This is a genomic window from Amycolatopsis sp. NPDC051102 (genome assembly GCF_040682815.1).
In the GTDB taxonomy this organism is placed as follows: Bacteria; Actinomycetota; Actinomycetes; order Mycobacteriales; family Pseudonocardiaceae; genus Amycolatopsis.
In genome coordinates this window covers 375,562-397,457 of record NZ_JBFBBT010000001.1, presented here as the reverse complement: position 1 = coordinate 397,457, position 21,896 = coordinate 375,562, and the positions used below count along the sequence as shown (strand labels likewise).

Sequence of the window (21,896 nt, the reverse complement as noted above, 5' to 3'; positions counted from 1 at the left end):
CGCTTCATGGCTTTTCGAGCAACAGGGTCAGCTGGCACAACGCCTCGAGGCACTCCATCCGGTTGCGCGCGACGTCCAGGCTCGGCCCCCAGGTGGTCGCGCCGTGGTTGCCGATCAGCATGACCGGCGGCGCGTCCGCGGTGAGCCGATCCGTCACGTCACCGGCGATCCGGGGCACGTGCGCGTGGTTGTCGAACACCGGGACGACCACTTTGGACGGATCGGGCAGCCCGAGCCCCTTGATGATCTCCAGGTCCGCGAACGGCACGGTGCCGGCTCCCCGGCGGGCGGCCAGGATCGCGACCGCGGTGGCGTACGGCGGGTGCGCGTGCACGACCGCCTGGACGTCGGAGGACAACCGGTACAACGCGGCGTGGATGGTGGTCTCGGCGGACGGCCGCGGCCCCCCTTCCCGGACCGGGCGGGCGTCGTCCACCCGCACCTCGACCACGTCCGCCGCGGTCATCGAGCCCTTGCTGACCCCGCTCGCGGTGATCAGCGCGGTTTCCGCGCCGGGCAGCCGGACCGAGATGTTCCCGGCGGTCCCCTCCATCCACCCGCGGCCGTAGAGCGCGGCAGCCGTGCGGGCCAGTGCGATGCCGTCGGTGCTCATGAGGCCAGCTCTCCGAGTGTCTCCTGCGGGTGGAACAGGCCGGACTCGGTGACCACCGCGGTGACCAGCTCGGCCGGGGTGACGTCGAAGGCGGGGTTGAACGCCCCGGTCCCGGCCGGCGCGACCGCGAGGCCACCGTAGCCGGTCACCTCGCTCGCGGCCCGCTCCTCGATCACGATGTCCGCACCACTGGCCAGCGAGGTGTCCAACGTGGACTCCGGGGCGACCACCACGAACGGCACCCGGGCCCGGGACGCGGCCAGGGCGAGTGAGTAGGTGCCGATCTTGTTGGCCACGTCCCCGTTGGCACACACGCGATCCGCGCCGACCAGCACGCAGTCCACCATGCCGGCGGCCAGAGCGGCCGGGCCGGCGGAGTCGACCAGCATCCGGTGCGGGATGCCGGCCTCGGCCAGCTCCCACGCGGTGAGCCGAGCGCCCTGCAGCAGCGGCCGGGTCTCCCCGAACAACACCTCGTCGACCTGCCCGGCCTCGGCCAGCACCCGGATCGCGCCCAGCGCGGTGCCCCAGGCGACCGTGGCCAGCCGGCCGGTGTTGCAGTGCGTCAGGAGCCGCAACGGTTTGCGCCCGCACAGCCGCAGCACCAGGTCGGCGGCGTGGCCCGCGGCGGACCGGTTGCGCTCCTCGTCCTCGACGAGGATCTGCAGCGCCTCGGCCAGCACGGCGTCCGGGCCGCCGCCGAGCACGCCGAGCACCCGGCGCACTGCCCAGCTCAGGTTCACCGCGGTCGGCCGGGCGTCGGCGATCCGCTGCGCCTCGGCGCGCACCGCGAGCTCGTCACAGACAGCGTCTCGGGTGTGCGCCCGGGCGGACTGCGCCACGGCGAGCGCGCCGGCCACCCCGATCGCCGGGGCGCCGCGGATGGCGAGGCGCTGGATCGCGTCGATCACTTCGTCCACAGTGCGCAGCCGAAGCAGCCGGAATTCGTGCGGCAGCGCGCACTGGTCGACCGCCTCGATGACGCCGTCCTGCCAGGCGATCGAGCGCGTCATGCCTTCTCCCACGATATTCCCCTGTTGCGACACGGCTTTCCGGCGGTCGAGCTGCCTGCGGTACAGCGTCCCAACCGCTGATCGTTTCCGGCATCTCCAAACGTGCGACCATCGCGGCTTCTCGCAGAATGCCGTCCAGGCAGGGAAACCTCGCGCGCGAGCACGGTACGCCACTACCGTCGGCCGAGGAACCCATGCCGCACGGAGGAGTCTCGATGACGGTCGCCCCGGATCTTGAGGCCCTGGCCGCTCGGCCGACGGTGTTCGATACCGGCGAGTGGCTGGACGCGTGGACGCGGACCACCATCGACCGGCAGCGCGTGCTCGACGCCGGCACCGCGCCGCGCTACCTGCTGGAGTACTCCCCCTTCTGGCAGGGCTACGAGGACGACGCGCAGAGCGGGCCGGTGTGGGACAAGCCGGTGCTCACCATCGGCTCGGTCTACTCCGTCTACGGCCCCGCCCACCTCGCCGGCAACCCGGCCGCCGTCGGCGCGCTGGTCGACGAGGCCCGCGAGCAGGCACGCGATCTCGGCGCGGCCGGGGTCATGGTGTTCAACCTGCCGCCCGGCCCGGCCCGGCAGTGGGCGCTGAGCCGGCCGCCGGACGCGTTCGCCCGGCTGGACACCGCCTACTACAAGCTGCCCGGCACCGGTCCGGACCCGGTGATGGGCGTGGTTCCGCGGAACAAGCGGACCGACTGGCGCCGTCGCTGGCGGCGGGCCACCGAGAAGGGCGTCGAGCTCGTCGAGGAGACCGGCCCGGCCGCGCTCGCGCAGATCGACCGGTTCCTCGAGCTGGCCAACGGCTCCGCGGTCAAGCACGGCTGGCCGGCCCTCTACGACCGGCCCACCCTGGAGGCGGTGCTCGCCCTGCCGTTCGCCGGGATGATCCGGACCGTGTGGAACGGCCGGACGGTCGGCGCGATGGTGACGCTCGAGCACGACCGCCGGCTCTACCTGTGGGCCGCCGGCAACGACCCCGAGGTGTACAGCGAGTTCAGCCCGTACCCGTTCGCCCTCTACGAGATCCTCATGCAGGGCGTCGACCGCGGTTGGGACGTGATCGAGTTCGGCCGGGGCAACGACCGGTTCAAGCGCCAGCACGGTTTCGGCGGCGTGCACCTGTGGTCGCTGTGGTACTCCGCCGAACCGGGTGACCTCGAGGTGTACCGGCCCCGGCTGACCGCCCTGCACGACGGCATGGCCGAGGTCGCCGGCTATCCCGGGTTGGCCCAGCAGCCGTGATGGCTCGCCGGCGCACCGGGCTCGCGGCGCTGCTCCTGTCCGCCGCGATGATGAACGTCGCGTACACGATGCTGGTGCCGCTGGTGCCCGAGCTGACCGACCGCTTCCAGATGTCCGCCCTGTCGGTGGCCGCGGCGTTCAGCGGGTTCGCGCTGGCCAAGGCGTTCGGCCAGCCGCTCGGCGGGGTGCTGGTGGACCGCACGCCGCGGCCGCAGGTGCTCGCCGTCATCGGTCTCTTCCTGACCTCGGCGACCGTCGTCGGCCTGGCGTTCGCGGGCGCGGGCTGGCAGGTGCTGGCCTGGCGGCTGGCCTGGGGCGTGGCCGAGGGCATCACGATGCCGGCGCTGTACCACCTGGCCAGCTCGCTGGGGGCGAGCTCGCGGTACGGCACCGCGCGGGTGATGGGCTGGTTCGGCGGTTGCTGCACGGCCGGCATGGTGATCGGCCCGGCGGTGGTCGGCCTGCTGCACCCGTTCCTGGGCTTCACCGGGGTGTTCCTGGCCGGCGCGGCGGTGACGGCGGGCGGCGGGCTGCTGCTGATCGGCCTGCGGGTCGGCGAACCGGCGGAGACCGAGCCGGAGCCGGCCGGGGACGCGCCGGTGGCGACCGGCGCGGTGCGGCGGCTGGTCCTGCTGGTGGGGATCTTCGCGGTCGTCGACCTGATCAACAACGCGCTGTTCGCCGCACTGGAGCCGGTGGTGCCGCTGCACCTCGACCGGGTCACCGGCAACGGCGTCGGGTACACATCGGTGATCTTCACGGCCAGCCTGGCCGTGTTCATGCTGGTGGCCCTGACCTGCGGCCGCCTGGTGGAGACCCGGCCGCTGCTGGTGATCTCGGCGTTCGCGTTCGGCGCCGAGGCGGTCGGGCTCGCCGGAGTCGGGCTGTTCGACGGGATAGCGGCGATGGGCGCCGGGCTGCTGCTGTTCATGACGGCGGAGCCGGTGCTGTACCTGGTCGCGCGCCAGGGCGTGAGCCTGGTGCCGAGGCATCAGCTCGGCCGGGCGTTCGGCGCGTTCGGGCTGGTGTCCGACATCGGGTTCATCGTGGGCCCGCTGCTGGGCGCGCTGGCCTACTTCCGGCTAGGCACCACGGCGTTCCTGATCATGGCACTGGTCGCCGCCGCGGCCTGCGTGACCGCGGTCCTGCTACGCCGTACCCCCGACCGGCTCCTGGCCGGCGCCCCCGCACCCCGCACGGAGGAGACCGTCTAGGGAGCCGGTTGAAGCAGCGTTCGACCGCGTTGCGCCGTCTTTCGGACCGCATGCATCGAATGCGGGTGGCCGGGTCCACAAGCCAACCGGACCCGCGGCCAGATCACCTATCGAATCGGTGTCGTTGCCCGTGGCGTCGCTGTGTTGGCGTCTTACGCCGGCCTACACACCGACGTAAGACGCCAACACGCGCGGAAGTGACAGTCAGCCGACGATGGCCTTGGTGATGGCCTCGGCCAGGTCGGCGAGCTGGTGGGCGCGGTCGCCGATGTAGAGCCGGAGGAACAGCGGCTCGTCGTCGGTGGCCGGGACGTACTTGCGCTCGGCCTCGGTGGTGCCGACGTCCTGCGCCCAGACCCGGGGCACCGAGTAGCCGAAGCTCACGCCCTTGGTGACCTGCGTCGCGGTGTCCTGCGCGTGCACCAGGATCTGGTCGACCACCGCGTTGAGGTTGTCCCAGTGGTTGCGCGCCCGGTCGTGGTATAGGAACGTCACGATGCCGCTCCCGTACGGCAGCGAGTGGGCCAGCCGCACGTCCGGGTGGTGCGCCAGCGACGGGTGGTGCACCTCGCCGACCGCCGAGATCCGCGGGTCGGCGTGCAGCGTGGCGGCCAGGTTCTCGGCGTTGGCCCAGATCCGGCGCATCCGCCGCTGGTGCAGGGGGGCCTGGTAGCGCGGGAACTGCTCGGCGTTGTGCCGGGCCAGCACCGCGCCGGAGTTGCGGCGCAGCATGTCGAACCGCTCGGTCAGCCCGATCGGGTAGATCACCAGGCCCGCCAGGTTGAAGTCCAGGCCGAGCTGGAGGTACTTGGTGCAGCTCTCGTAGTAGATGACCTCGAGCTTGTCGTCGCTGACGAACAGCTCCGGCTGCAGCGAGGCGCCGATCATGGTGCCGTCGACGACCACCGTGGTCCGCTCGGTGACCACTTCACGCAGCCTGCGGAACAGCTCCGGCAGGTCGAACATCCGCTGCCGCACGTTGTTCGCCAGCGGGTCGACGAAGACCACCTTGGGGCGCAGGCGGACCACGTCGCCGATGATCTCCTCGACCTCGTAGCCGCTGGCCCGGTCGCAGATCACGTGCGGCAGCGCGGTGAGCTGCTGCGCCGACTCGTAGTAGATGTAGGGGGCGAGCAGGATGTGGTCGCCCGGCACCAGCCGGTCACGCAGCAGGAACGCCTCGATCCAGGTGAACGCCGACATCCCCGAAGAGGTGGCGCCGATCCCGTAGTCGTCGGCGGACAGGCCGAGCACGGACAGCAGCTGGCGCTCGACCCGGGTGACCGCCCGGTGCGTGCCGTTGCGGTCGTAGTTCATGTGCGGCCAGGACTCGGTCTGCGTGCCGAAGAACTGCACCCGGTTCGACTGCGAGTAGGACTTGGACGCCCACTCCAGGCTGTTGCGCACGTAGGCGAGCGTGGCCTGCCCGAACCGCAGCACGGCCTCCGCCGCGGAGAGCTCCGCCGACGAGTCCACCGTGGACGTGCCGGAGATCGAGCGTTGTTCCCGGATCAGCCGCAACCGCACCTGCTCCGTGGACGCCGTCAGATGGGTCAGCACCGGACCGTCCACATGCAACCCGTGGCGGGCGCAGTAGGCGGAGAACTCCTCGATGTCGGTGCGGGCGGCACGCAGTTCGTGCAGGCAGCTGTCGAACTGCTCGCTCAGATCGGCGACCTGCGAGGCAATGGTTTCCTCGATCGAATCCGACAGGACGGCGCGCCAGGCAGGCGCGGCGTCCACGACGGGCAGGATCTCAGCTGGCTCAGTCATTGTGCTCCGTCACACCGCTTGTCGCTGGGTTGTGCCCGCCGCGTCGATGAGCGAGCGATGACATTCGGGGGCGCGCCCGCACAGGCTGTCGTGGCCGGGGAACTCGGTGGTGGCCAACAGTTCTTCCGCACGCATCAATAGCTCTCCAGCGTTAGCTGCGCTGCGACCAGGGCGCCTCGGCATACGTTCCGACATCAGGATGCACCCACGGTTTTCGATCGCCATCTCCATACGTGCTCTCCAGCGGAGCGGCTCGGCCGCCCGGGCCGGGGCGACGCAGGGGACGAATGCCCCATCAGTGGCGTGATCGCCCCGCTCGCCCTGCGCTCGGCCGGTGCCGCCGTTAGCTTCGGTTCCGTGCTCAGATTCGCTGCGGTGGCCGTGCTGTCACTGCTCTCACTCGGCGTCGCCGCGCTGGCCCTGCTCGCCGGCCCGTGGTGGTGGCTGCTCGCCGTACCGCTGCTCCTGCTCGCCGGCCTGGGGTGCTGGGACCTCGCGCAGCGCAGGCACTCGGTCCTGCGGAACTACCCGATCCTCGGGCACCTGCGGTTCCTGCTCGAAGCGCTGCGCCCCGAGCTGCAGCAGTACTTCGTCGAGCGCAACTTCGACGGCCGCCCGTACGACCGGGACGTCCGCAGCATCGTCTACGAACGGGCCAAGGGCACCGACGCCGAAGAGCCGTTCGGGACCGAACGGGACGTCTACGCCGACGGGTACGAGTCGCTGGTGCACTCGATGGCCCCGGTGGCGCCGCCCGACGATCCGCCGAAGATCCGGATCGGCGGTCCCGACTGCACCAAGCCCTACGACATGGCGCTGCTGAACGTGTCGGCGATGAGCTTCGGCTCGCTGTCCGCGAACGCGATCCTGGCCCTCAACAAGGGCGCCGCGCTCGGCGGGTTCGCCCACGACACCGGCGAAGGCGGGCTGTCGGAGTACCACCTGCGGCACGGCGGTGACCTCGTCTGGGAGATCGGCACCGGCTACTTCGGCTGCCGGACCTCCGACGGCGATTTCGACAAAGCGGAATTCGCGGACAAAGCGGCGCACGACGCCGTGAAGTGCGTGTCGCTGAAGCTGTCCCAAGGCGCGAAGCCCGGCATCGGTGGCGTGCTGCCCGGTGGCAAGGTGAACGCGGAGATCGCCCGCGTCCGCGACGTCCCCCAGGGCAAGAGCGTCATCTCCCCGCCCTACCACCGGGTCTTCTCCACCCCGCGGGAGTTGGTCCGGTTCCTCGCCTCGATGCGCGAGCTGGCCGGCGGCAAGCCGACGGGGTTCAAGCTCTGCCTCGGGTCGCGACGCCAGTTCCTCGCCGTCTGCAAGGCCATGCTCGCCGAGGGCGTCACACCGGACTTCATCATCGTCGACGGCGCCGAAGGCGGGACCGGCGCCGCGCCGCTGGAGTTCGCCGACCACATCGGGACCCCGCTGACCGAAGGCCTCATCACCGTCCACAACGCACTGGCCGGCACCGGCCTGCGCGACCGGATCAAGCTCGGCGCCAGCGGCAAGGTCGCCACCGGCGCGGACATCGTCAAGCGCCTCGTGCAGGGCGCCGACTACACCAACGCGGCGCGGGCGATGATGTTCGCCGTCGGCTGCATCCAGGCCCAGCGCTGCCACACCAACCGCTGCCCGACCGGCGTCACCACGCAGGACCCCCGCCGCGCCCGCGCACTGGTCGTCGAAGACAAGTCCCTGCGCGTGGAACGGTTCCAGCGCTCCACGGTGACCGGCGCGCAGCAGATCATGGCGTCGATGGGCGTCCGGTTCCCCGCCGAGCTGCGGCCGCACATGCTCCGCCGCCGCGTCGACCCCCACCAGGTGCTGTCCTACGCGGAGCTCTACGACTGGCTCGAGCCCGGGCAGCTGCTGTCGGAACCCCCGCGGGACTGGGCGGAAGACTGGGCAGCGGCCGATCCGGACCGCTTCACCGTCTGAGCGGCCGCCATCAGGGCGTTCGCGACGCCGTCGCCGTCTATGCTCGCCGGGTGGCGATCGACTCCCCCGCTCTGAAGACCCGCCGCGCCGCGCCCCGGGACTGGCTGCCGCGGTGGTCGACGGCCGCCGGCCTGCGTGCCCTCCGCGCCACCCTGGTGGTCCCCGTCCTCTTCGCGGTCAGCATCACGGTGATCGGCGACCTGCAGGTGGCGACGTTCGCCGCCTTCGGCGGGTTCGCCACGTTGGTCATGGCGTCGTTCGGCGGCGATCGGCGCGACAAGCTGCGCGCCCACTTCGGACTCGCCGTCACGGGCAGCGTTCTGCTGGTCATCGGCACCGCCGCCAGCGCGTCGCTGCTCCTGGCGGCGGTCGTCACGCTCGTCGTCACCTTCCTGGTGCTCTTCGGCGGAGTCGCCGGACCGAACGCGGCCGCCGGGGGCGTCGCCGCGCTGCTCGCCTACGTACTCCCGGCCGCCTCCCCCGGCACGATGAGCATGGTGCCCGCCCGCCTCGGCGGCTGGTGGCTGGCCTCGGTGGTCGGCACCGCGGCCGTCCTGCTGCTGTCGCCCCGCTCCCCCGCCACGGCCCTGCGGGACGCAGCGGCGCGGGCGGCCGGCGCGCTGGCCGATCACCTGGAGGCGGCCCTGCGCGGCGGCGCGGACGTGGACACGGCGCACGAAGCGGCGGTCGAAGCCAAGCACCACCTGATCGACGAATTCACCGCGACGCCCTACCGCCCCACCGGGCTGGCCGCCGAAGACCAGGCCCTCGACAACCTGGTGGGCCTGCTCGAATGGTGCGCTTCGGTCATCGCCGACACCGTGCGCGAGTACCCCGACCTGAGCGGCGCACCCGCGGTCGAGCGCGAGCTCCTCGTCGAGACCAGCGCCGGCCTGCGCGAGGTTTCCCGGCTGCTGGCCGGCCGGCCCGGCTCCTTCGACGTCGGCGAGCTGGACCGCAAGATCCAGGCGAGCGTGGCATGGCTGCGCGCGCTGGGTTCGGGCGATCCCGGCTACGCCGACGCGGTGCACCTCTCCTTCCACGCCCGCACCGGCGCGTTCGCCGTCCGCGAGGCGGTGACCGAAGCCCGTGCCGCGGTGCCCGGCGCCCGCCGGACGCGCTTTCCCGGCAGGTTCTCGATGGCCTCGCTGGCGCGGGTCGCGTCTCCGCACACGAGCGTGCGGTCGGTGTGGTTCGTCAACAGCCTGCGCGGCGCGGCGGCCCTGACCGCGGCGGTCGTCGTCGCCGGGGCGAGCGGCGTCGAGCACGGGTTCTGGGTGGTGCTGGGCACGTTGTCCGTCCTGCGCGGCAACGCGGCGGCGACCGGGTCGACGGCGCTGCGGGCGTTGCTCGGCACGGCGCTCGGCGTCGTCATCGGTGCGATGCTGCTGCTGGTCATCGGCACCAGCGCACCCGCGCTGTGGATCGCGCTCCCGATCGCGGTGCTGGTCGCCGGCTACGCGCCGGGCGCGCTGCCCTTCACCGCCGGCCAGGCGGCCTTCACCGTGACGGTCTCGGTGCTGTTCAACCTGCTCGCACCGGCCGGCTGGCAGATCGGCGTCGTGCGGATCGAGGACGTCGCGATCGGCTGCGCGGTGTGCCTGGTGGTGGGCGCGCTGTTCTGGCCCCGCGGCGCCAGGGCCGTGGTCGCCGACGACCTCGCCGACGCGTTCCGCACCGGCGGCGCGTACCTGTCGGCGGCCACGAACTGGGCGCTCGGCCTCCGCCACGACCCACCGTCCCCCGCCGCGGCGACCGCGGCCGGAGCACGCCTCGACGACGCACTCCGCGGGTTCCTCAGCGAGCAGGGCACCAAGCACGTCCCCAAGCCCGACCTGTGGCGGCTGGTCATGGGGACCGTCCGCTCCCGGCTCACCGCGCACTCACTGGCCGGGCTCCCGAACCCGCACGTCGAGCCGGACCCGTTCCGCCGGCTCCTCGGCGACCAGGCGGCCCAGCTCGCCGCCTGGTACGACCACCTGGCCTCCCGCCTGGACCGCACCGACCACGGCGACGTCCCCATGCTCGCCCCGCCCACCTTCCCGGATCTGCTCGAGCAGCCCGGCGCCTCGGTGCGCGACCTCGCGTGCGCACTGTGGGTCCACGAGCACATCAAGCACATCTCCGCCCGGCTCGCCGAGCTCGTCGAGCCGGCCGGCGTGGTGGCCACCCAGCGCCATCGCCCCTGGTGGCGGTGAGCACCCGGCCCCACCGGCGTCTGCTGACGAGTCCCGGACGACCCGATCGGCGCAGCGCTTTCAGCCGGAAAGTAGCGGAATCGGGACGGAGTGTCACACTAATCGGTTGACCTCGCGATACGCCATGGCCACGAAATGTCGGCCAGCTCATCCTGAACAGCGTGTCAATGGGGCCGAAGGCGTTACGGATTGTCGACCTGACGCACGCGTTCGGCCCCGATGTGGCGGGCTCCGAGGATTTCGCCGGGGAGCGCCGGGAGCAGGCGCTCAGCCTCCGGCAGGACGGTTTCGACCTGCAGCGGCACAGCATGCCGGGCGCCTGGGCGACCCACGTGGACGCCCCCGCGCACATGCGTGCGGGCGGACGCACCGTGGACCAGCTGCGGCCGGACGAACTGGTCCTGCCGCTGGTGGTCATCGACCTGTCCGCGGAAGTGGCCCGTGATCCCGGTACCTGCCTGGACGTTCCGCACGTCCTGGACTGGGAGCGGCGGCACGGCCAGGTGCCGGGAAAAGCCTTCGTGGCTTTCCGGTCGGACTGGTCGAACCGGTGGCCGGCCCAGGACGCGATGCGAGGCCGTGAGCCCGATGGCCGTGTCCGGTCACCGGGATGGACGGTGGCCGCGATCGATTTCCTGGTGGGGCAACGGGACACCACGGCCTTCGGCCACGAGACGATCGACACCGACCCGGGCCGCCGGGTCACTTGTGACGCCGACGGATCGAACGCCGAGGAGATCGCCGTCAGGCAACACCCGGCGGAGGCCCGGATCTTCGAGCACGACCGCTACCAGGTGGAGATGATGGCGGGCCTGTCCGAAGTCCCGCCGCTCGGCGCCACGGTGGTCGTCGGCGTCGGCAAGGCCCGAGACGCCACAGCGTTTCCCGCCCGCGTTCTGGCGTTGGTGCCGGACGCATGAGCCGGCATTACCTGATGTGCGCTCCGGTCCACTTCGACGTGACCGAGAAGAGCAATCCCTGGATGCAGCCGGACCATGTGGTCGACAAAGAACGCGCGATGGCGCAGTGGCGCAGCCTGGTCGACGTCTACGAGCGCCTCGGGCACCGGGTGAGCTTCCTGGATCCGGTGCAGGGCCTACCGGACATGGTGTTCACCGCCAACGGCGCTGTCGTGGTCGGCGGCCGTGCGTTCGTGGCGCGGTTCCGCAGTGCGACCAGACAACCCGAGTCCGCAGCGCACGAGCGGTGGCTGGAGTCAACCGGCACCTACACCGTCACGATGTCGGAGGGAATCGGCGAGGGAGAGGGCGACTTCCTCTTCACCGGACGGCATGTCCTGGCGGGCACCGGCTTCCGCACGGACCACGCGACGCATCTGGAGGCCCAGGAGTTCCTCGGCCACCCGGTGATCTCCCTGCGGTTGGTCGACGAGTGCTTCTACCACCTGGACACCGCCCTGCTACCGCTCGACGCCGACACGATCGCCTACTACCCCGGCGCGTTCTCGGCGGGCAGCAGGCGTCTGCTCGAGCGCCTGTACCCGGACGCCCTGCTGGCCACCGCCGAGGACGCCGGCCACTTCGCCCTCAACGCGATATCCGACGGCCACCACGTCGTCATCTCTTCCGGCAGCACGCACTTCGCCAACCAGCTGCTCGATCGTGGGTATGAACCGATCCCGGTCGACCTCTCGGAGTTCCGGGCCTCCGGTGGCGGCCCCAAATGCTGCACCCTGGAGCTGCGCCCAGGCACACCGGCCAGATGACAACAGGCAGTACACCACCGTAAGCGGCTTCAGCGGTGCACGGGGGCATGCATCCAAGAGCGGTGTCCACTGCGACACCGGAGGCGGCCGATGGGCGGTCGGGTCCGTGGCGTCCCGGGCTGCCGGGGTTGGCGACCCCGGCGGTCACCTACGGCTTCGGACGGTACGGGTACGGCCTGTTCCTGCCGCGTTTCCAGGCCGGCTTCGGCGGGTCGACCGGCGCTCTCGGAGCAGTGACGAGCCTGCTCATCGCCGTGGCGCCGAACACCTGGTTCCTGGTAGCGGGAGTCACGATATCCAGGATGTCCCCCGGCTGGGTCTGGACCCCGTATTCCGACGTCGTTCAGGACACCGTGATGCCCGGAGCACGATCACACGCACTGTCGATGATCAGCACCGGCACCACCTTCGGGGTCGTCCTGGCCGGGCCTGCCGCGTTGTTCGCAGCCGACTCCCGCTGGAGGTGGGTGTGGCTCGGTGCGGCTGTCGCAGCCTTTCTGGTGACCGCGTGGACCATGCGGGTGCTGCCCGCGGCGCCGAGAGCAAGTGCGCAACCTCGTGAGCAGATCCGGTGGCGTGAGCTCGTCCTTCGCCCCGGCGCCCGGCCTCTGTTCGGGGCGGCAGCGTCGTCCGGCCTGGTCGGGGCGTCCTACTGGTCGTTCGCCGGCGTCGCGGTCGCCACCGCCAACGGCGGAGACCAGCGCGCGGCGCCGGCGTTGTGGACGGTCATCGGGCTCGCGGGGACCGTCGGCGTACTCACGGGCCGGTTCGTGCGCCGGCACGGCCTCCGTCCCGTCTTCGTCGCCGCACAGATCGTCCTCGCCGCCTCGACGGCAATACTGTGGCTGGCGCCCGCCGGCTGGGAGTTCGCGCTGGCCTCCCCCCTGCTCTACGGGGCCGGGTTCATGGTCGGCGGGACGCTGCTGTCGGTCTGGAGCTCGACGGTCTTCGACGACCATCCCACCCGCGGCTTCAGCGTCGTGGTCGTCTTCATCACCCTCGGCGCGGCGCTCGGCCCGGCGACGCTCGGGCTCGTCGTCGACCACGCCGGGCTCGCCACGGCGTTCGCCGTCGTGACGCTGCTCGCTCTCGCCACGTTGGTGGCGCTGCCCCGGCACACCCGCCGGCTGCCCTCCTTGAGCACGACGGCGACACCCGCTCAGGAGAACTGCGATGCCTGAACCGTTGGAGCACATCGGCGGCATCGTCTGCCTCGACTTCGCCAACACCGTCGGCCCGCGACGGGCGCGGCCCGACAAGGCTCCCCACGACTACCTCCCGGACTTCGCGAGCCTCATCGAATGGTCCTCGAACGCCGGGACCATCGGCGCGAACCGGGCGAGCTTGCTGCGCAGGCGCGTCCAGCGCGATCCCGACGGCGCCCGGGACACCCTGCGGCGCGCCAAGCAGCTGCGCGAAGCCATCCATGCCGTGTTCGCCGCCATCGCCCAAGGTGAAGAACCACCCGATCCGGCCCTCGGTCAGCTCCAGGATGCCTACGCCGAGGCGATGCGGCACGCCACCCTGATCTCCACCCCCACCGGGCTGGACTGGAGCTGGTCCCCCCGCGGCGAATTCGACTGCCTGCTCTGGCCGATAGCCCGCTCGGCGGCGGAAGCCGCGATCAACGCCGACTTCGGGCGGATCAAGGAGTGCCGCGGACACAACGGCAGCTGCGGCTGGCTGTTCTACGACACGAGCAAGAACGGGCTGCGCCGGTGGTGCAGCATGACGGCATGCGGCACCTGGGAAAAAACCAGCCGGCGCAACTCCACCACCAGGAAGGCGTGAACGCCAACGGACACCGGCTGTTGTCGATGGCCACGTCGAGCGTTCGTGTGGTCAGCCTCGCGTGCCCTGGGCCCGGCTCCGGAGGCAGCGAGTCCGGCTACACCCGGCTCTTGTAGGTGTCGATGACCTCGCGCAGCGAGCCGCTCATCCGGATCCGGCCTTCGTCCATCCAGAGGGCCGTCGTGCACAGTTCGGCGAGCAGTTCGTCGGAGTGCGAGGCGAACACCAGCACGCCGGAGCGCCGGGCGAGGTCCACCAGCCGCGAGCGGGCCTTGGCGAGGAATCCGGCGTCGATCGCGCCCAGGCCCTCGTCGAGGATCAGGATCTCGGGGTCGATGGTGGTCACCACACCGAGCGCGAGCCGGACCCGCATGCCCGCCGAGTAGGTGCGCAAGGGCAGGTGCAGGTAGTCACCGAGCTCGGTGAACTCGGCGATGTCGTCGATCCGCTTCTCCATCTGCCTGCGGCTCATCCCGAGGAACAAGCCGCGGATCAGGATGTTCTCCCGGCCCGATACCTCCGGGTCCAGCCCCACGCCGAGGTCGAACACCGGCGCGATCCGGCCGACGACCCGGCTGCTTCCGCGGGTCGGCTCGTAGATGCCGGACAGCAGTCGCAGCAAGGTCGACTTGCCTGCGCCGTTGTGCCCCACCAAGCCCACGCGGTCGCCCTCTTCCAGGGACAGGGTGACGTCCTGCAGCGCCTCGATGACCGGCACCTTCGCTCCGGTCCCGATCTTGCCGCCGACCTTGCCCAGGACCTGCTTCTTCAGTGAGCGGGTCTTGGCATCGAAGATCGGGAAGTCGACGTAGGCGTTCCGCACCTCGATACCCACCATGCTCCGCCCCTCTCGTCGTCCGACCACCAGCATATGCGAACGCAAGTTATCATTCGCATCTGGGCGGCCGCTGCGGCCCGTCTTCGGCGAGAGGTAACGTGCGGCCGGTGAGCAAGCAGTTCGCGGAGCGGGGCTTCCACCCGCCACAGCAAGCCCGCAGCCGGGCGTCCCTTAAGAAGGTGCTGGCAGCGGCTGAGCACGTACTCGCGTCGCGCGGGATCGAGGAGTTCACCGTCGGCGCCGTCGCCGAACAGGCGGAGATGTCAGTGGGGGCGATCTACCGCCGGTTCTCCGGCAAGGATCAGCTCCTGCACGCTGTGAAGGACCAGTTGCTCACGCAACTCGAGACCAACGTCGACGAAGCACTCCGCACGTCCGGCCCCGGACTGCACGCAACCATCAGCGCTTTCACCCAAGCCTTGGCGCGCACCTTCACCAGCCACGACCGAGTCTTCTCGGAGCTGCTCGACGGCCAGCGCGCAGAAGGTCGCGACCGCGGCTTGCAGGCACTTGCGGCGATACAGCGGTCTCTCGTCGACTCCACTCGGCCTTACCTGCAGGAGATCGCACGCAGCGATGGTCACCAAGCCATCCGAATGGCCGCCCGAACGGTCATCGGCGCCTGCGTGCACCGCGCAGCCACCTGCCGATATTGGCCCGATGACCTGTCATGGAACACATGGGCCTTCGAGACGACCGAGCTGGCACTCGCCTACTTGACGACGCCGGCGAAACCACGCTCGAAGCGCGACTAGGGCCTGTATCGAAGTGGGTCATAGCCACTCGTTGATCGCAGCGACGTGGACGGTGGCTTCGTATCGGACGGCGAGCTTGTCGTAGCGGGTGGCCACCCCGCGGTGGCGTTTGACGCTTCTATGTTTGTCAAGTGGTGATGGTGGCGTTCAGCGTTCGGTAGAGCTCTCGGGCGATGTAGCGTTTGAGGAGGCGACGGATTTCACGGTCGTTGGTGCCTTGACTGCGTCGTTTGTCGATGTAGTGCTGAGTTCGGGGGCAGACGCGCCATCGGGTGAGCATGATGGCGTGCAGGGCGTTGTTGAGGGCTCGGTCGCCGCCGCGATTGAGGCGGTGGCGGGTGGTGCGTCCGCTGCTGGCTGGGATGGGGCTGGCGCCGGCTAACGCGGCGTAGGCGGCGTCGTTGCGGCAACGTCCAGGGTGCGACCAGGACACGATGGCCTGGGCGGCGCTGACGGGACCGACACCGACGGAGCTCAGCAGTGCGGGAGCAAGGTCAGCGACCAGGGCGGAGAGCTGGGTCTTGTTTTCGATGAGTTCGTCGCGGATGCGCCGGATCGATCGGGCCAGGCGGCGCAGTTCGGTGCGACGGACGGCTTGTTCACGCGTTTCGTTGTGGCGTGGTCGTCGTCGGACCAGCTGGGTGAGGACGTCGACAGTCAGGGCTTGGCGGGCCAGTGTCCGGTCGGCGTCCTGGCCGGTTAGGAGCAGAGCCCGTAGCCGGTTGATCTGGCGCGTCTTGGTCGCTGTGAGTTCGGCGCGAGCGCCGAGCAGTATCCGCAACGCTTCTCGGTCTCCGTCAGCGCGGGGTGTCGGCAGCCGGGTGCTGTCGAGGCTGAGGGCGCGCATGGCGGCCAGGTGGGCGTCGATCGGGTCCGACTTGCCTCTGCGGCGTTCACCGCGCCGTGGTGGGTCGCTTTCGATGACGGCCCATCCGGCGGCCTGTAACGCTCGGGTTAGGCCAATGCCGTAGCCGCGGGTGCCCTCCAACGCGATCACCACACGCGGTCCTGGTGCATGGTCGATGATCCAGCTCAGCGCGTCTGCGAAGCCTGTTTCGCTGTTGCTGATCGTGGTCGTGGCCACGGTGACTCCCGCAGGAGTGACCATTTCCAAGGCATGGAGGTCGCGGTGGGTATCGCCGCCGACGACGGCGTCGACGACATCGGCCAGTACCGGCATGTGGTTTTGATCCTCATCGGTCCAGGGGTGGGCATGTGGTCACCGGCCTGGGCACCGAGCGGCATCTCTGTGAGGGGTCACGCACCGCGGTGCGGACAGGCTTCTGATCAAGCCAGCTGGTGGGCCAAGTCGATGCTGGCGGAGAAGGGAGACAGGTCAAACGCAAGGCACGCAAGCGCGGCCAGAGCCGGTTCGAGTCATCCCAGTCCACCAGCACCGATCTTGGCAACGGCCCAGACCGGAACCGCTATCCACCACACTCACAGAGCCGGTTGATCCCGCACTCCACCGCGTGCCGCTGCTTGTAGATCTCGGGGTCGAAGGCGGGCGGCCGACCGCCCTTCGACCCCTTGGCCTTGCGATGCGCGTCCTGATCAGCCTTGCTCGGAATCGTCGCCTTGATCCCGCGACCGCGCAGGTGAGCCCGGTTGGCCTTCGACGTGTAAGCCTTGTCGGCCAGGACCCGATCAGGACGCGTCCGCGGCCGGCCACCGCCCGGTCGAGGCACCCGGATCCCGGCCAGGACCGGGATGAACTGCGGGCTGTCGCCCCGCTGCCCCGCGGTCAGCACGATCGACAACGGCTTCTGCCCCTGCTCACACCCCAGATGCAGCTTCGTGGTCAATCCGCCTCGCGACCGGCCCAACGCATGATCCTCCGGCTCGACGGTGACCCCGCCCGGCGGCTCGGCCTGCAGATCCCCCTTTTCCGCGCACCCGCCGCATGCTGATGCGCCCGCGCGATCGTGGAATCCACGCTGACATCCCACGTGATCCGCCCAGCCGCCTCGGCCCGGGCCTGCAACGCGGTCAGAATCCGCTGCCAGATACCAGCCCGTTGCCAGCGCCGGAACAACCCATAAACAGCTGCCCAGGACCCATATCCCTCGGGCATGTCCCGCCACGGTGCGCCGGTGCGCACCCGCCATCGGATCCCGTCGATCAGCTGCCGCCTGCTCCACAACGGCGGTCGACCCGGCCGCGACGGCACCGGCAACAACAGCTCCAGCGCTGCCCACTGCTCGTCGGTCAGGTCAAACCGCCCCGTCACCGCTAGGGTGTCCACGAGGTCTCCGGTGTTCAGGTTCTTCTTGGTCGACGAACCACCTACCGGAGACCTCACCTATTTCAACCACCGACACGCCCAGCACCAGCTCAACTTGCTGGAGAAGACTTCGATACAGGCCCTAGGAGCGGGGCATCCCCAGCTATCAGGGGATCAGGACCGTCCTGGTCCCCTTCTGGTCGAGATTCCACACCTCGTGGACCTGTGCCAGCGGGACCCGCCGGACGTCCATCCGCAGCTGGCCGCTCGCCACCAAGCCCATGACCTCGCCGCGCAGACGGTCGAGTTCGGCGGCCGGCGGTGCGTTGCCCGTGCCGAATCCGACCAACTCCAGTCCGCTGCTGCGCAACAGATCCGCGGAGAGGGAGACGTTGGCTCCGGCCGTCGAGCCGACCTGGACGAAGCGGGTGCAGGCTGACCTGAGCACCATGTCGGTGTGACCGAGCGTGCTGATGAAGACCTCGGCCGGCCGGCCCCACAGGTAGTCCAGGACGACGTCGAAGCTTCCTTCGGCGCGGAATGCCGCCCGCAGCTCGTCGTCGGGTTGGTCGAGCTGGATGGTTGCGTCCGCGCCGAGGCCCGGAAGGGCGGCCAGGACGTCGGTGTTGCGTCCGGCGGCCACAATCCGGCCGGCGCCGAGGCGCTTGGCGAGCTGGACCGCGATCCGGCCGGCGACTCCGGTCGCGCCGAGGACGAGCACTCGCTCGTCCGGCCGCAGCTTGGCCCGCCATTCCAGAGCGGCCCACGTCGACACGCCGGGGTTCTGGACCGCCGCGGCCAGGTCGTCGTCCAAGCCTTCGGGGATGGGGGTGCACCACGCGCGGTTCGCCACAGCCTGCTCGGCCATCGCGCCGCCCGGTGACCGGAACAGCACCCGAGTGCCGTCCGACAACCTGCCCGCCGCGAGGGTGCCGCACACCGCCGGGAGGTTCGCGGACGACGCGAAATGCGTACCCGCGGCGAGCATCCGGTCCAGGTTGGTCAGGGGGCAGGCCGTCACCTGCAGGACTTCCTGCCCCTCCCCCGGCTCCGGCTCGGGGACGTCCTCGAAACGGGGGACGTCCCCGGGCGCGTGCAGGACGGCAGCCTTCATGGTCGCTCCCGGAAAGTGTCGATGTTCTCAGGCCAAGCCGGTTTCGGGGCCGTCCTTGAACAGGGTCTGCGGATCGAGGGGCGCGCCGTAGGTGTAGTGCCGGTGCTCGCCCCACGGCTCGATGTGGCTGCGTCCGAGGGAGTCGATGGTGACGTGCCGGGACGTGGCGGGCCGGCCGGCGGCGCGGTCGGCGAGCCAGTCGGCGACGGCGAGGAACACGGCCGGCCCGAGCCTGCCCGCGGTGCGGGTGACCGGTGCGTGGTGCTCGCCGACGTAGAACAGCAGCTCCTTCGGGCCGCGGACCTCGTTGAGGTGGTTGTAGGTGTCCACCGGGTCGCACAGCGGATCGTCCTCGCCCATGACGACCAGGTACGGCATGGAGATGCGCTCGCCGAGGCCGGCGACGGTCATGGTGGTCAGCTTCGCCTCCAGCTCCGCCACACTGGACGTGCCGGTCATGTACATGAAACGCTGCCGGAACGTCGGCGAATGGGTCGTGAGCATGGTGGTGTTGCCCGGGTCGAAGCAGGTGAACATCACCGCGCACGCGGCATAACGCGGTTCGGCGGCGGCCATCTGGGTGGCCCAGAACGAACCCTGGCTGACGCCGCACAGCATGACCCGGCCGGGATCGATCTCCGGCCGCGCCGCGACGAGGTCGTACGCAGCGGTGCCGACCTGCCCGTAGTCGTCCGGGTCGTACCAGATCTCCCGCACCAACGATGTGCCCTGCCCCGGGCCGTCGAAGGACAGCACCGCCATGCCACGGCGAAGGTAGCGGTCGGCGGACGCGAAGACGTTCATCTCCTTGAAACCGTCCATTCCGGACAGCATCACCACGCAGGGCACCGTGCCGGGCCGGCCGGCCGATTCCGCCGGCAGGTGCAGCCAGCCGGCCAGCGACTGGTCCCCGTACGGGATCTCGACCGGTTCGACGTGGTGGTCCGCCCCTGCGGTGTAGGCGGTGTAGCAGTCGAACTTCTTCTGCTCCAGCACGACGTTGAGTTCGGAGTTCGTGAAGATCGGCCACTGCGCGCCGCCGTAGAGGATCGCGGCGGTGAAGTAGTCGTCGCTCGCCGAAACGGCATGACCGGACCGCTCCTGCCCGGCACCACGGCGTTCGAAGTGACGGGCCAGCTTGACCATCTCGCGGGTGAAGTCGTCCAGCTTGCGGATCGACTTCTCGAGACCGAGGATGGCGCCCTTGTGGTCCGCACTGACCGGAGCGGAGAGGTAGTGCAACCGGTCCTGGTCCCATTCCGGGCCGAGCAGTCCGATGACCAGGTCCAGCAGCCACCGCTGATCGGCGAAGCGGGGATCGCGGTGGGCCAGCGCGTGGGGATTCAGCGGCATGGTGTCCTCACTCCAGTCCTTCAGTCCTCGGTGTTGACCGAGACCGCCCGGTAGGGAAACTTCCGCTGCCACTTGCTGACGAACCGGGCGACTGGCGGGTGCGAGAGGTACTTGCGCAGCGAGTCCAGATCGGGGTATTTCATCTGCGCCATGTCCGTCGGGACGAACGCGGGTGCCACCTGGGTCGGCAGCGGGATGGCCGGCTTGTACACATAGGACTCCACCAGACCCGATCCCAGCGCCATCGCGCTGCCCTCGCGGAAGAACTCCGCGCGGTCGGCCTCGGTCATCTGGTCGGGGAACGCGAAGAAGATCGTATGCGTCACCACGTCGTCCTCGCCCACAGGTCGGCGACGAACAGGTGGTACGCCCCGGACTGCAGCACGATCATCAGGTCGAGCAGCTTCGCCTTGTCCCCCGTTACCGCGAACTGCCCGGTCACGAACGCCGTGGCGGCGTGCAGTTCGCCGGACTGGAAGTCGGCCAGGTCGCGGTAGGTGGCCGTGATGGTGAGGTCGCTGTCCTCGATCCTGCCGCGAAACACCTTGACGATGGCACCCTTCTCGATCACCAAGGAGAAGTACACGGTGGACTCCGGCGTGTCCGTCACCCGGAACTGAACCCGGGCGTTGACGTGCGGGATCGGTTTCTGGTTCGCCGAGGCCAGGTTTTCCATCTCGGCCAGGTATTCCTCGGACAGGAACCGGACTTGGGTCTGTGCGGTGCCCATCACGCCTCCTTGACCTTGGTGAATCGGATCGGCAGGGCTTCGAGCTGGGGGAACGCCACCCGCGCCCGGTGGCGCAGCGGCTCGGTGATCTCCATGCCGGTGAACCGGTTGAGCATCGCCGGGAAGACGACCTCGGCCTGCAGGTTGGCCAGCCGCCAGCCGAGGCAGAAGTGGATTCCCAGCCCGTAGGCCAGCGGCGTGGTGTCCTTGCGGGTCACGTCGAACCGATCCGGGTCGGGGAAGTGCTCCGGATCGCGGTTCGCCGCCGCGATCCACACCATGACCCGCGAGCCCGCCGGGATCTCGACGTCACCGAGCCGAACCGGCCCGGTCGTCGTCCGCGGGATCATGTGCGCTGAAGGCGCGTAGCGCAACACCTCGGTGATCGCTTGGCCGATCAACCCCGGATCCTTGCGCACCAGGTCCGCCTGGTCCGCGTGCTCGATGAACAACCGGATGCCGTTGGTCATGAAGAACGTGGTGGTTTCGCTGCCGGCGGCGATGATCATGTGGCACATCTGGACGAGCTCGTAGAACGTCAAGCGCTCACCGTCCTCGTCGACGGCGTCGATCAACGCCGACAGCAGGTCGTCCCGCCGCTCACGTTGCCGTTCGCGCACCAGCTCGCCGAAGTAGTCGTCCAGGAACACCGCCGCCTCATCGGCCGTGCGGAATTCGGAAGCGGTGATCCCCGGCTCGAACACCCGCTGGAAGTCACGGATCTTGTCACGGAGCAACGGAGCCTGTTCCTGCGGGACACCGACGAGGTGAGCCATCACGCTGAGCGCGAGCGGGAAGCAGACGTCGTTGGAGAAGTCGCCACCGCCCGCCTCGGCGAGCGGCGCGATGAGCTCGTCGAACCGCTGCTCGATGTAGACCCGGTGCTGCATCACGCGCTTCACCGTGAAGGCGCGGTTGACGATCCGGCGCAGCCGGGAGTGGTCGGGCGGGTTGGCCCACAACATGTTCGCGGCCAGCTTGCGCAGCGCCGGGTGCTGGTCCCACTGGCCGGCGAACCGACCGGCCATGTAGACCTGGATGTCCTTGTTGACCTCTTTGCTGCGCAGGAACTCCTCGACGTCGTCGTAGCGGGTGAGCACCCAGGTCCCCAGCGTGCTGCGGTGCACCGGGACGGCCTCGCGGAGCCGGTGGTAGCGCGAGTACGGGTCGGCCAGCCCCTCCGGGGAGAACAGGAGCTCCGCGAACGCCTCGTTCGCGGCGTGCTCGGCCGCGGCGTCCGGAGGGGCGATGTGGGTGGTCATCGACGACTCCTCGATCGTGTGTGTGCAGGCCGTGGCACGAGCCGGAACAATCTGCTGAAGTAATTGATGACGTCCCGGATTAAAGCCGTACTCAAGCCCGGCTC

General features: G+C 70.0%; 21 protein-coding genes. 9 read left to right on the top strand and 12 right to left on the bottom strand.

What is annotated here, in order from left to right; translation table 11 throughout:
* Positions 1–4: 4 nt before the first annotated feature.
* The gene (gene mtnB / locus AB0M93_RS01765) at positions 5–613 is read right to left on the bottom strand and encodes a methylthioribulose 1-phosphate dehydratase (RefSeq protein ID WP_364267106.1); all 609 of its coding nucleotides are present in this window, start codon (positions 611–613) and stop codon (positions 5–7) included.
* Positions 610–1,626 (bottom strand): S-methyl-5-thioribose-1-phosphate isomerase, encoded by a 1,017-nt coding sequence (gene mtnA, locus AB0M93_RS01760; protein WP_364267103.1) that lies wholly within the window; start codon positions 1,624–1,626, stop codon positions 610–612. Before mtnA ends, mtnB begins: the two co-directional genes overlap by 4 nt.
* A gap of 215 nt (positions 1,627–1,841) precedes the next feature.
* Between mtnA and AB0M93_RS01755 the strand changes: the two genes are divergently transcribed.
* Both AB0M93_RS01755 and AB0M93_RS01750 read left to right on the top strand, forming a co-directional pair.
* Positions 1,842–2,873, top strand: coding sequence for a GNAT family N-acetyltransferase (locus tag AB0M93_RS01755; RefSeq protein ID WP_364267100.1), 1,032 nt, complete (start codon positions 1,842–1,844; stop codon positions 2,871–2,873).
* Entirely contained in the window at positions 2,873–4,087 is a 1,215-nt protein-coding gene (locus AB0M93_RS01750) for an MFS transporter (RefSeq protein WP_364267097.1), read from the top strand. The genes AB0M93_RS01755 and AB0M93_RS01750 overlap by 1 nt, the downstream gene beginning before the upstream one ends.
* Before the next feature lie 204 nt (positions 4,088–4,291).
* Here AB0M93_RS01750 and AB0M93_RS01745 read toward each other — a convergent pair whose 3' ends face one another.
* The gene (locus AB0M93_RS01745; protein ID WP_364267094.1) at positions 4,292–5,860 is read right to left on the bottom strand and encodes a PLP-dependent transferase; all 1,569 of its coding nucleotides are present in this window, start codon (positions 5,858–5,860) and stop codon (positions 4,292–4,294) included.
* Positions 5,861–6,217: 357 nt separating this feature from the next.
* Between AB0M93_RS01745 and AB0M93_RS01740 the strand changes: the two genes are divergently transcribed.
* From AB0M93_RS01740 to AB0M93_RS01715, 6 genes are all read left to right on the top strand, one after another.
* The gene (locus AB0M93_RS01740) at positions 6,218–7,801 is read left to right on the top strand and encodes an FMN-binding glutamate synthase family protein (protein WP_364267091.1); all 1,584 of its coding nucleotides are present in this window, start codon (positions 6,218–6,220) and stop codon (positions 7,799–7,801) included.
* A gap of 50 nt (positions 7,802–7,851) precedes the next feature.
* Positions 7,852–9,999: an FUSC family protein gene (locus tag AB0M93_RS01735; RefSeq protein ID WP_364267088.1), complete on the top strand. Its 2,148-nt coding sequence runs from the start codon at positions 7,852–7,854 to the stop codon at positions 9,997–9,999.
* Positions 10,000–10,166: 167 nt separating this feature from the next.
* Positions 10,167–10,919, top strand: coding sequence for a cyclase family protein (locus AB0M93_RS01730; protein ID WP_364268897.1), 753 nt, complete (start codon positions 10,167–10,169; stop codon positions 10,917–10,919).
* Entirely contained in the window at positions 10,916–11,725 is an 810-nt protein-coding gene (gene ddaH, locus AB0M93_RS01725; RefSeq protein ID WP_364267085.1) for a dimethylargininase, read from the top strand. Before AB0M93_RS01730 ends, ddaH begins: the two co-directional genes overlap by 4 nt.
* Before the next feature lie 62 nt (positions 11,726–11,787).
* Entirely contained in the window at positions 11,788–12,906 is a 1,119-nt protein-coding gene (locus AB0M93_RS01720; protein ID WP_364267082.1) for an MFS transporter, read from the top strand.
* On the top strand, positions 12,899–13,516 hold the full coding sequence (locus AB0M93_RS01715; RefSeq protein ID WP_364267079.1) for an ABATE domain-containing protein: 618 nt from the start codon (positions 12,899–12,901) through the stop codon (positions 13,514–13,516). Before AB0M93_RS01720 ends, AB0M93_RS01715 begins: the two co-directional genes overlap by 8 nt.
* Positions 13,517–13,613: 97 nt before the next feature.
* Here AB0M93_RS01715 and AB0M93_RS01710 read toward each other — a convergent pair whose 3' ends face one another.
* Positions 13,614–14,354 (bottom strand): ABC transporter ATP-binding protein, encoded by a 741-nt coding sequence (locus AB0M93_RS01710; RefSeq protein ID WP_364267076.1) that lies wholly within the window; start codon positions 14,352–14,354, stop codon positions 13,614–13,616.
* 107 nt (positions 14,355–14,461) lie between these two features.
* On the opposite strand from AB0M93_RS01710, the gene AB0M93_RS01705 reads away from it, so the two are divergent.
* Positions 14,462–15,109 carry a helix-turn-helix domain-containing protein gene (locus AB0M93_RS01705; RefSeq protein ID WP_364267073.1) on the top strand — a complete coding sequence of 216 codons (648 nt, stop codon included), beginning with the start codon at positions 14,462–14,464 and terminating at the stop codon, positions 15,107–15,109.
* Positions 15,110–15,236: 127 nt separating this feature from the next.
* Here the strand turns inward: AB0M93_RS01705 and AB0M93_RS01700 are convergent, their stop codons facing one another.
* From AB0M93_RS01700 to AB0M93_RS01665, 8 genes are all read right to left on the bottom strand, one after another.
* Positions 15,237–16,289 carry an IS110 family transposase gene (locus AB0M93_RS01700; RefSeq protein WP_364267070.1) on the bottom strand — a complete coding sequence of 351 codons (1,053 nt, stop codon included), beginning with the start codon at positions 16,287–16,289 and terminating at the stop codon, positions 15,237–15,239.
* A 247-nt stretch (positions 16,290–16,536) separates the two neighbouring features.
* Positions 16,537–16,914: a transposase gene (locus AB0M93_RS01695; RefSeq protein ID WP_364267067.1), complete on the bottom strand. Its 378-nt coding sequence runs from the start codon at positions 16,912–16,914 to the stop codon at positions 16,537–16,539.
* Entirely contained in the window at positions 16,911–17,279 is a 369-nt protein-coding gene (locus AB0M93_RS01690; protein ID WP_364268895.1) for a transposase, read from the bottom strand. Before AB0M93_RS01690 ends, AB0M93_RS01695 begins: the two co-directional genes overlap by 4 nt.
* Before the next feature lie 220 nt (positions 17,280–17,499).
* A complete protein-coding gene (locus AB0M93_RS01685; RefSeq protein ID WP_364267065.1) occupies positions 17,500–18,447 on the bottom strand; it encodes a zinc-binding alcohol dehydrogenase family protein in 948 nt (315 codons plus the stop codon).
* Positions 18,448–18,474: 27 nt separating this feature from the next.
* A complete protein-coding gene (locus tag AB0M93_RS01680) occupies positions 18,475–19,800 on the bottom strand; it encodes an alpha/beta hydrolase (protein WP_364267062.1) in 1,326 nt (441 codons plus the stop codon).
* A gap of 20 nt (positions 19,801–19,820) precedes the next feature.
* A complete protein-coding gene (locus AB0M93_RS01675; protein WP_364267059.1) occupies positions 19,821–20,126 on the bottom strand; it encodes a hypothetical protein in 306 nt (101 codons plus the stop codon).
* The gene (locus AB0M93_RS01670; RefSeq protein ID WP_364267056.1) at positions 20,123–20,530 is read right to left on the bottom strand and encodes an SCP2 sterol-binding domain-containing protein; all 408 of its coding nucleotides are present in this window, start codon (positions 20,528–20,530) and stop codon (positions 20,123–20,125) included. Before AB0M93_RS01670 ends, AB0M93_RS01675 begins: the two co-directional genes overlap by 4 nt.
* Positions 20,530–21,792, bottom strand: coding sequence for a cytochrome P450 (locus tag AB0M93_RS01665; protein WP_364267053.1), 1,263 nt, complete (start codon positions 21,790–21,792; stop codon positions 20,530–20,532). The genes AB0M93_RS01670 and AB0M93_RS01665 overlap by 1 nt, the downstream gene beginning before the upstream one ends.
* Between the last annotated feature and the right edge of the window lie 104 nt (positions 21,793–21,896).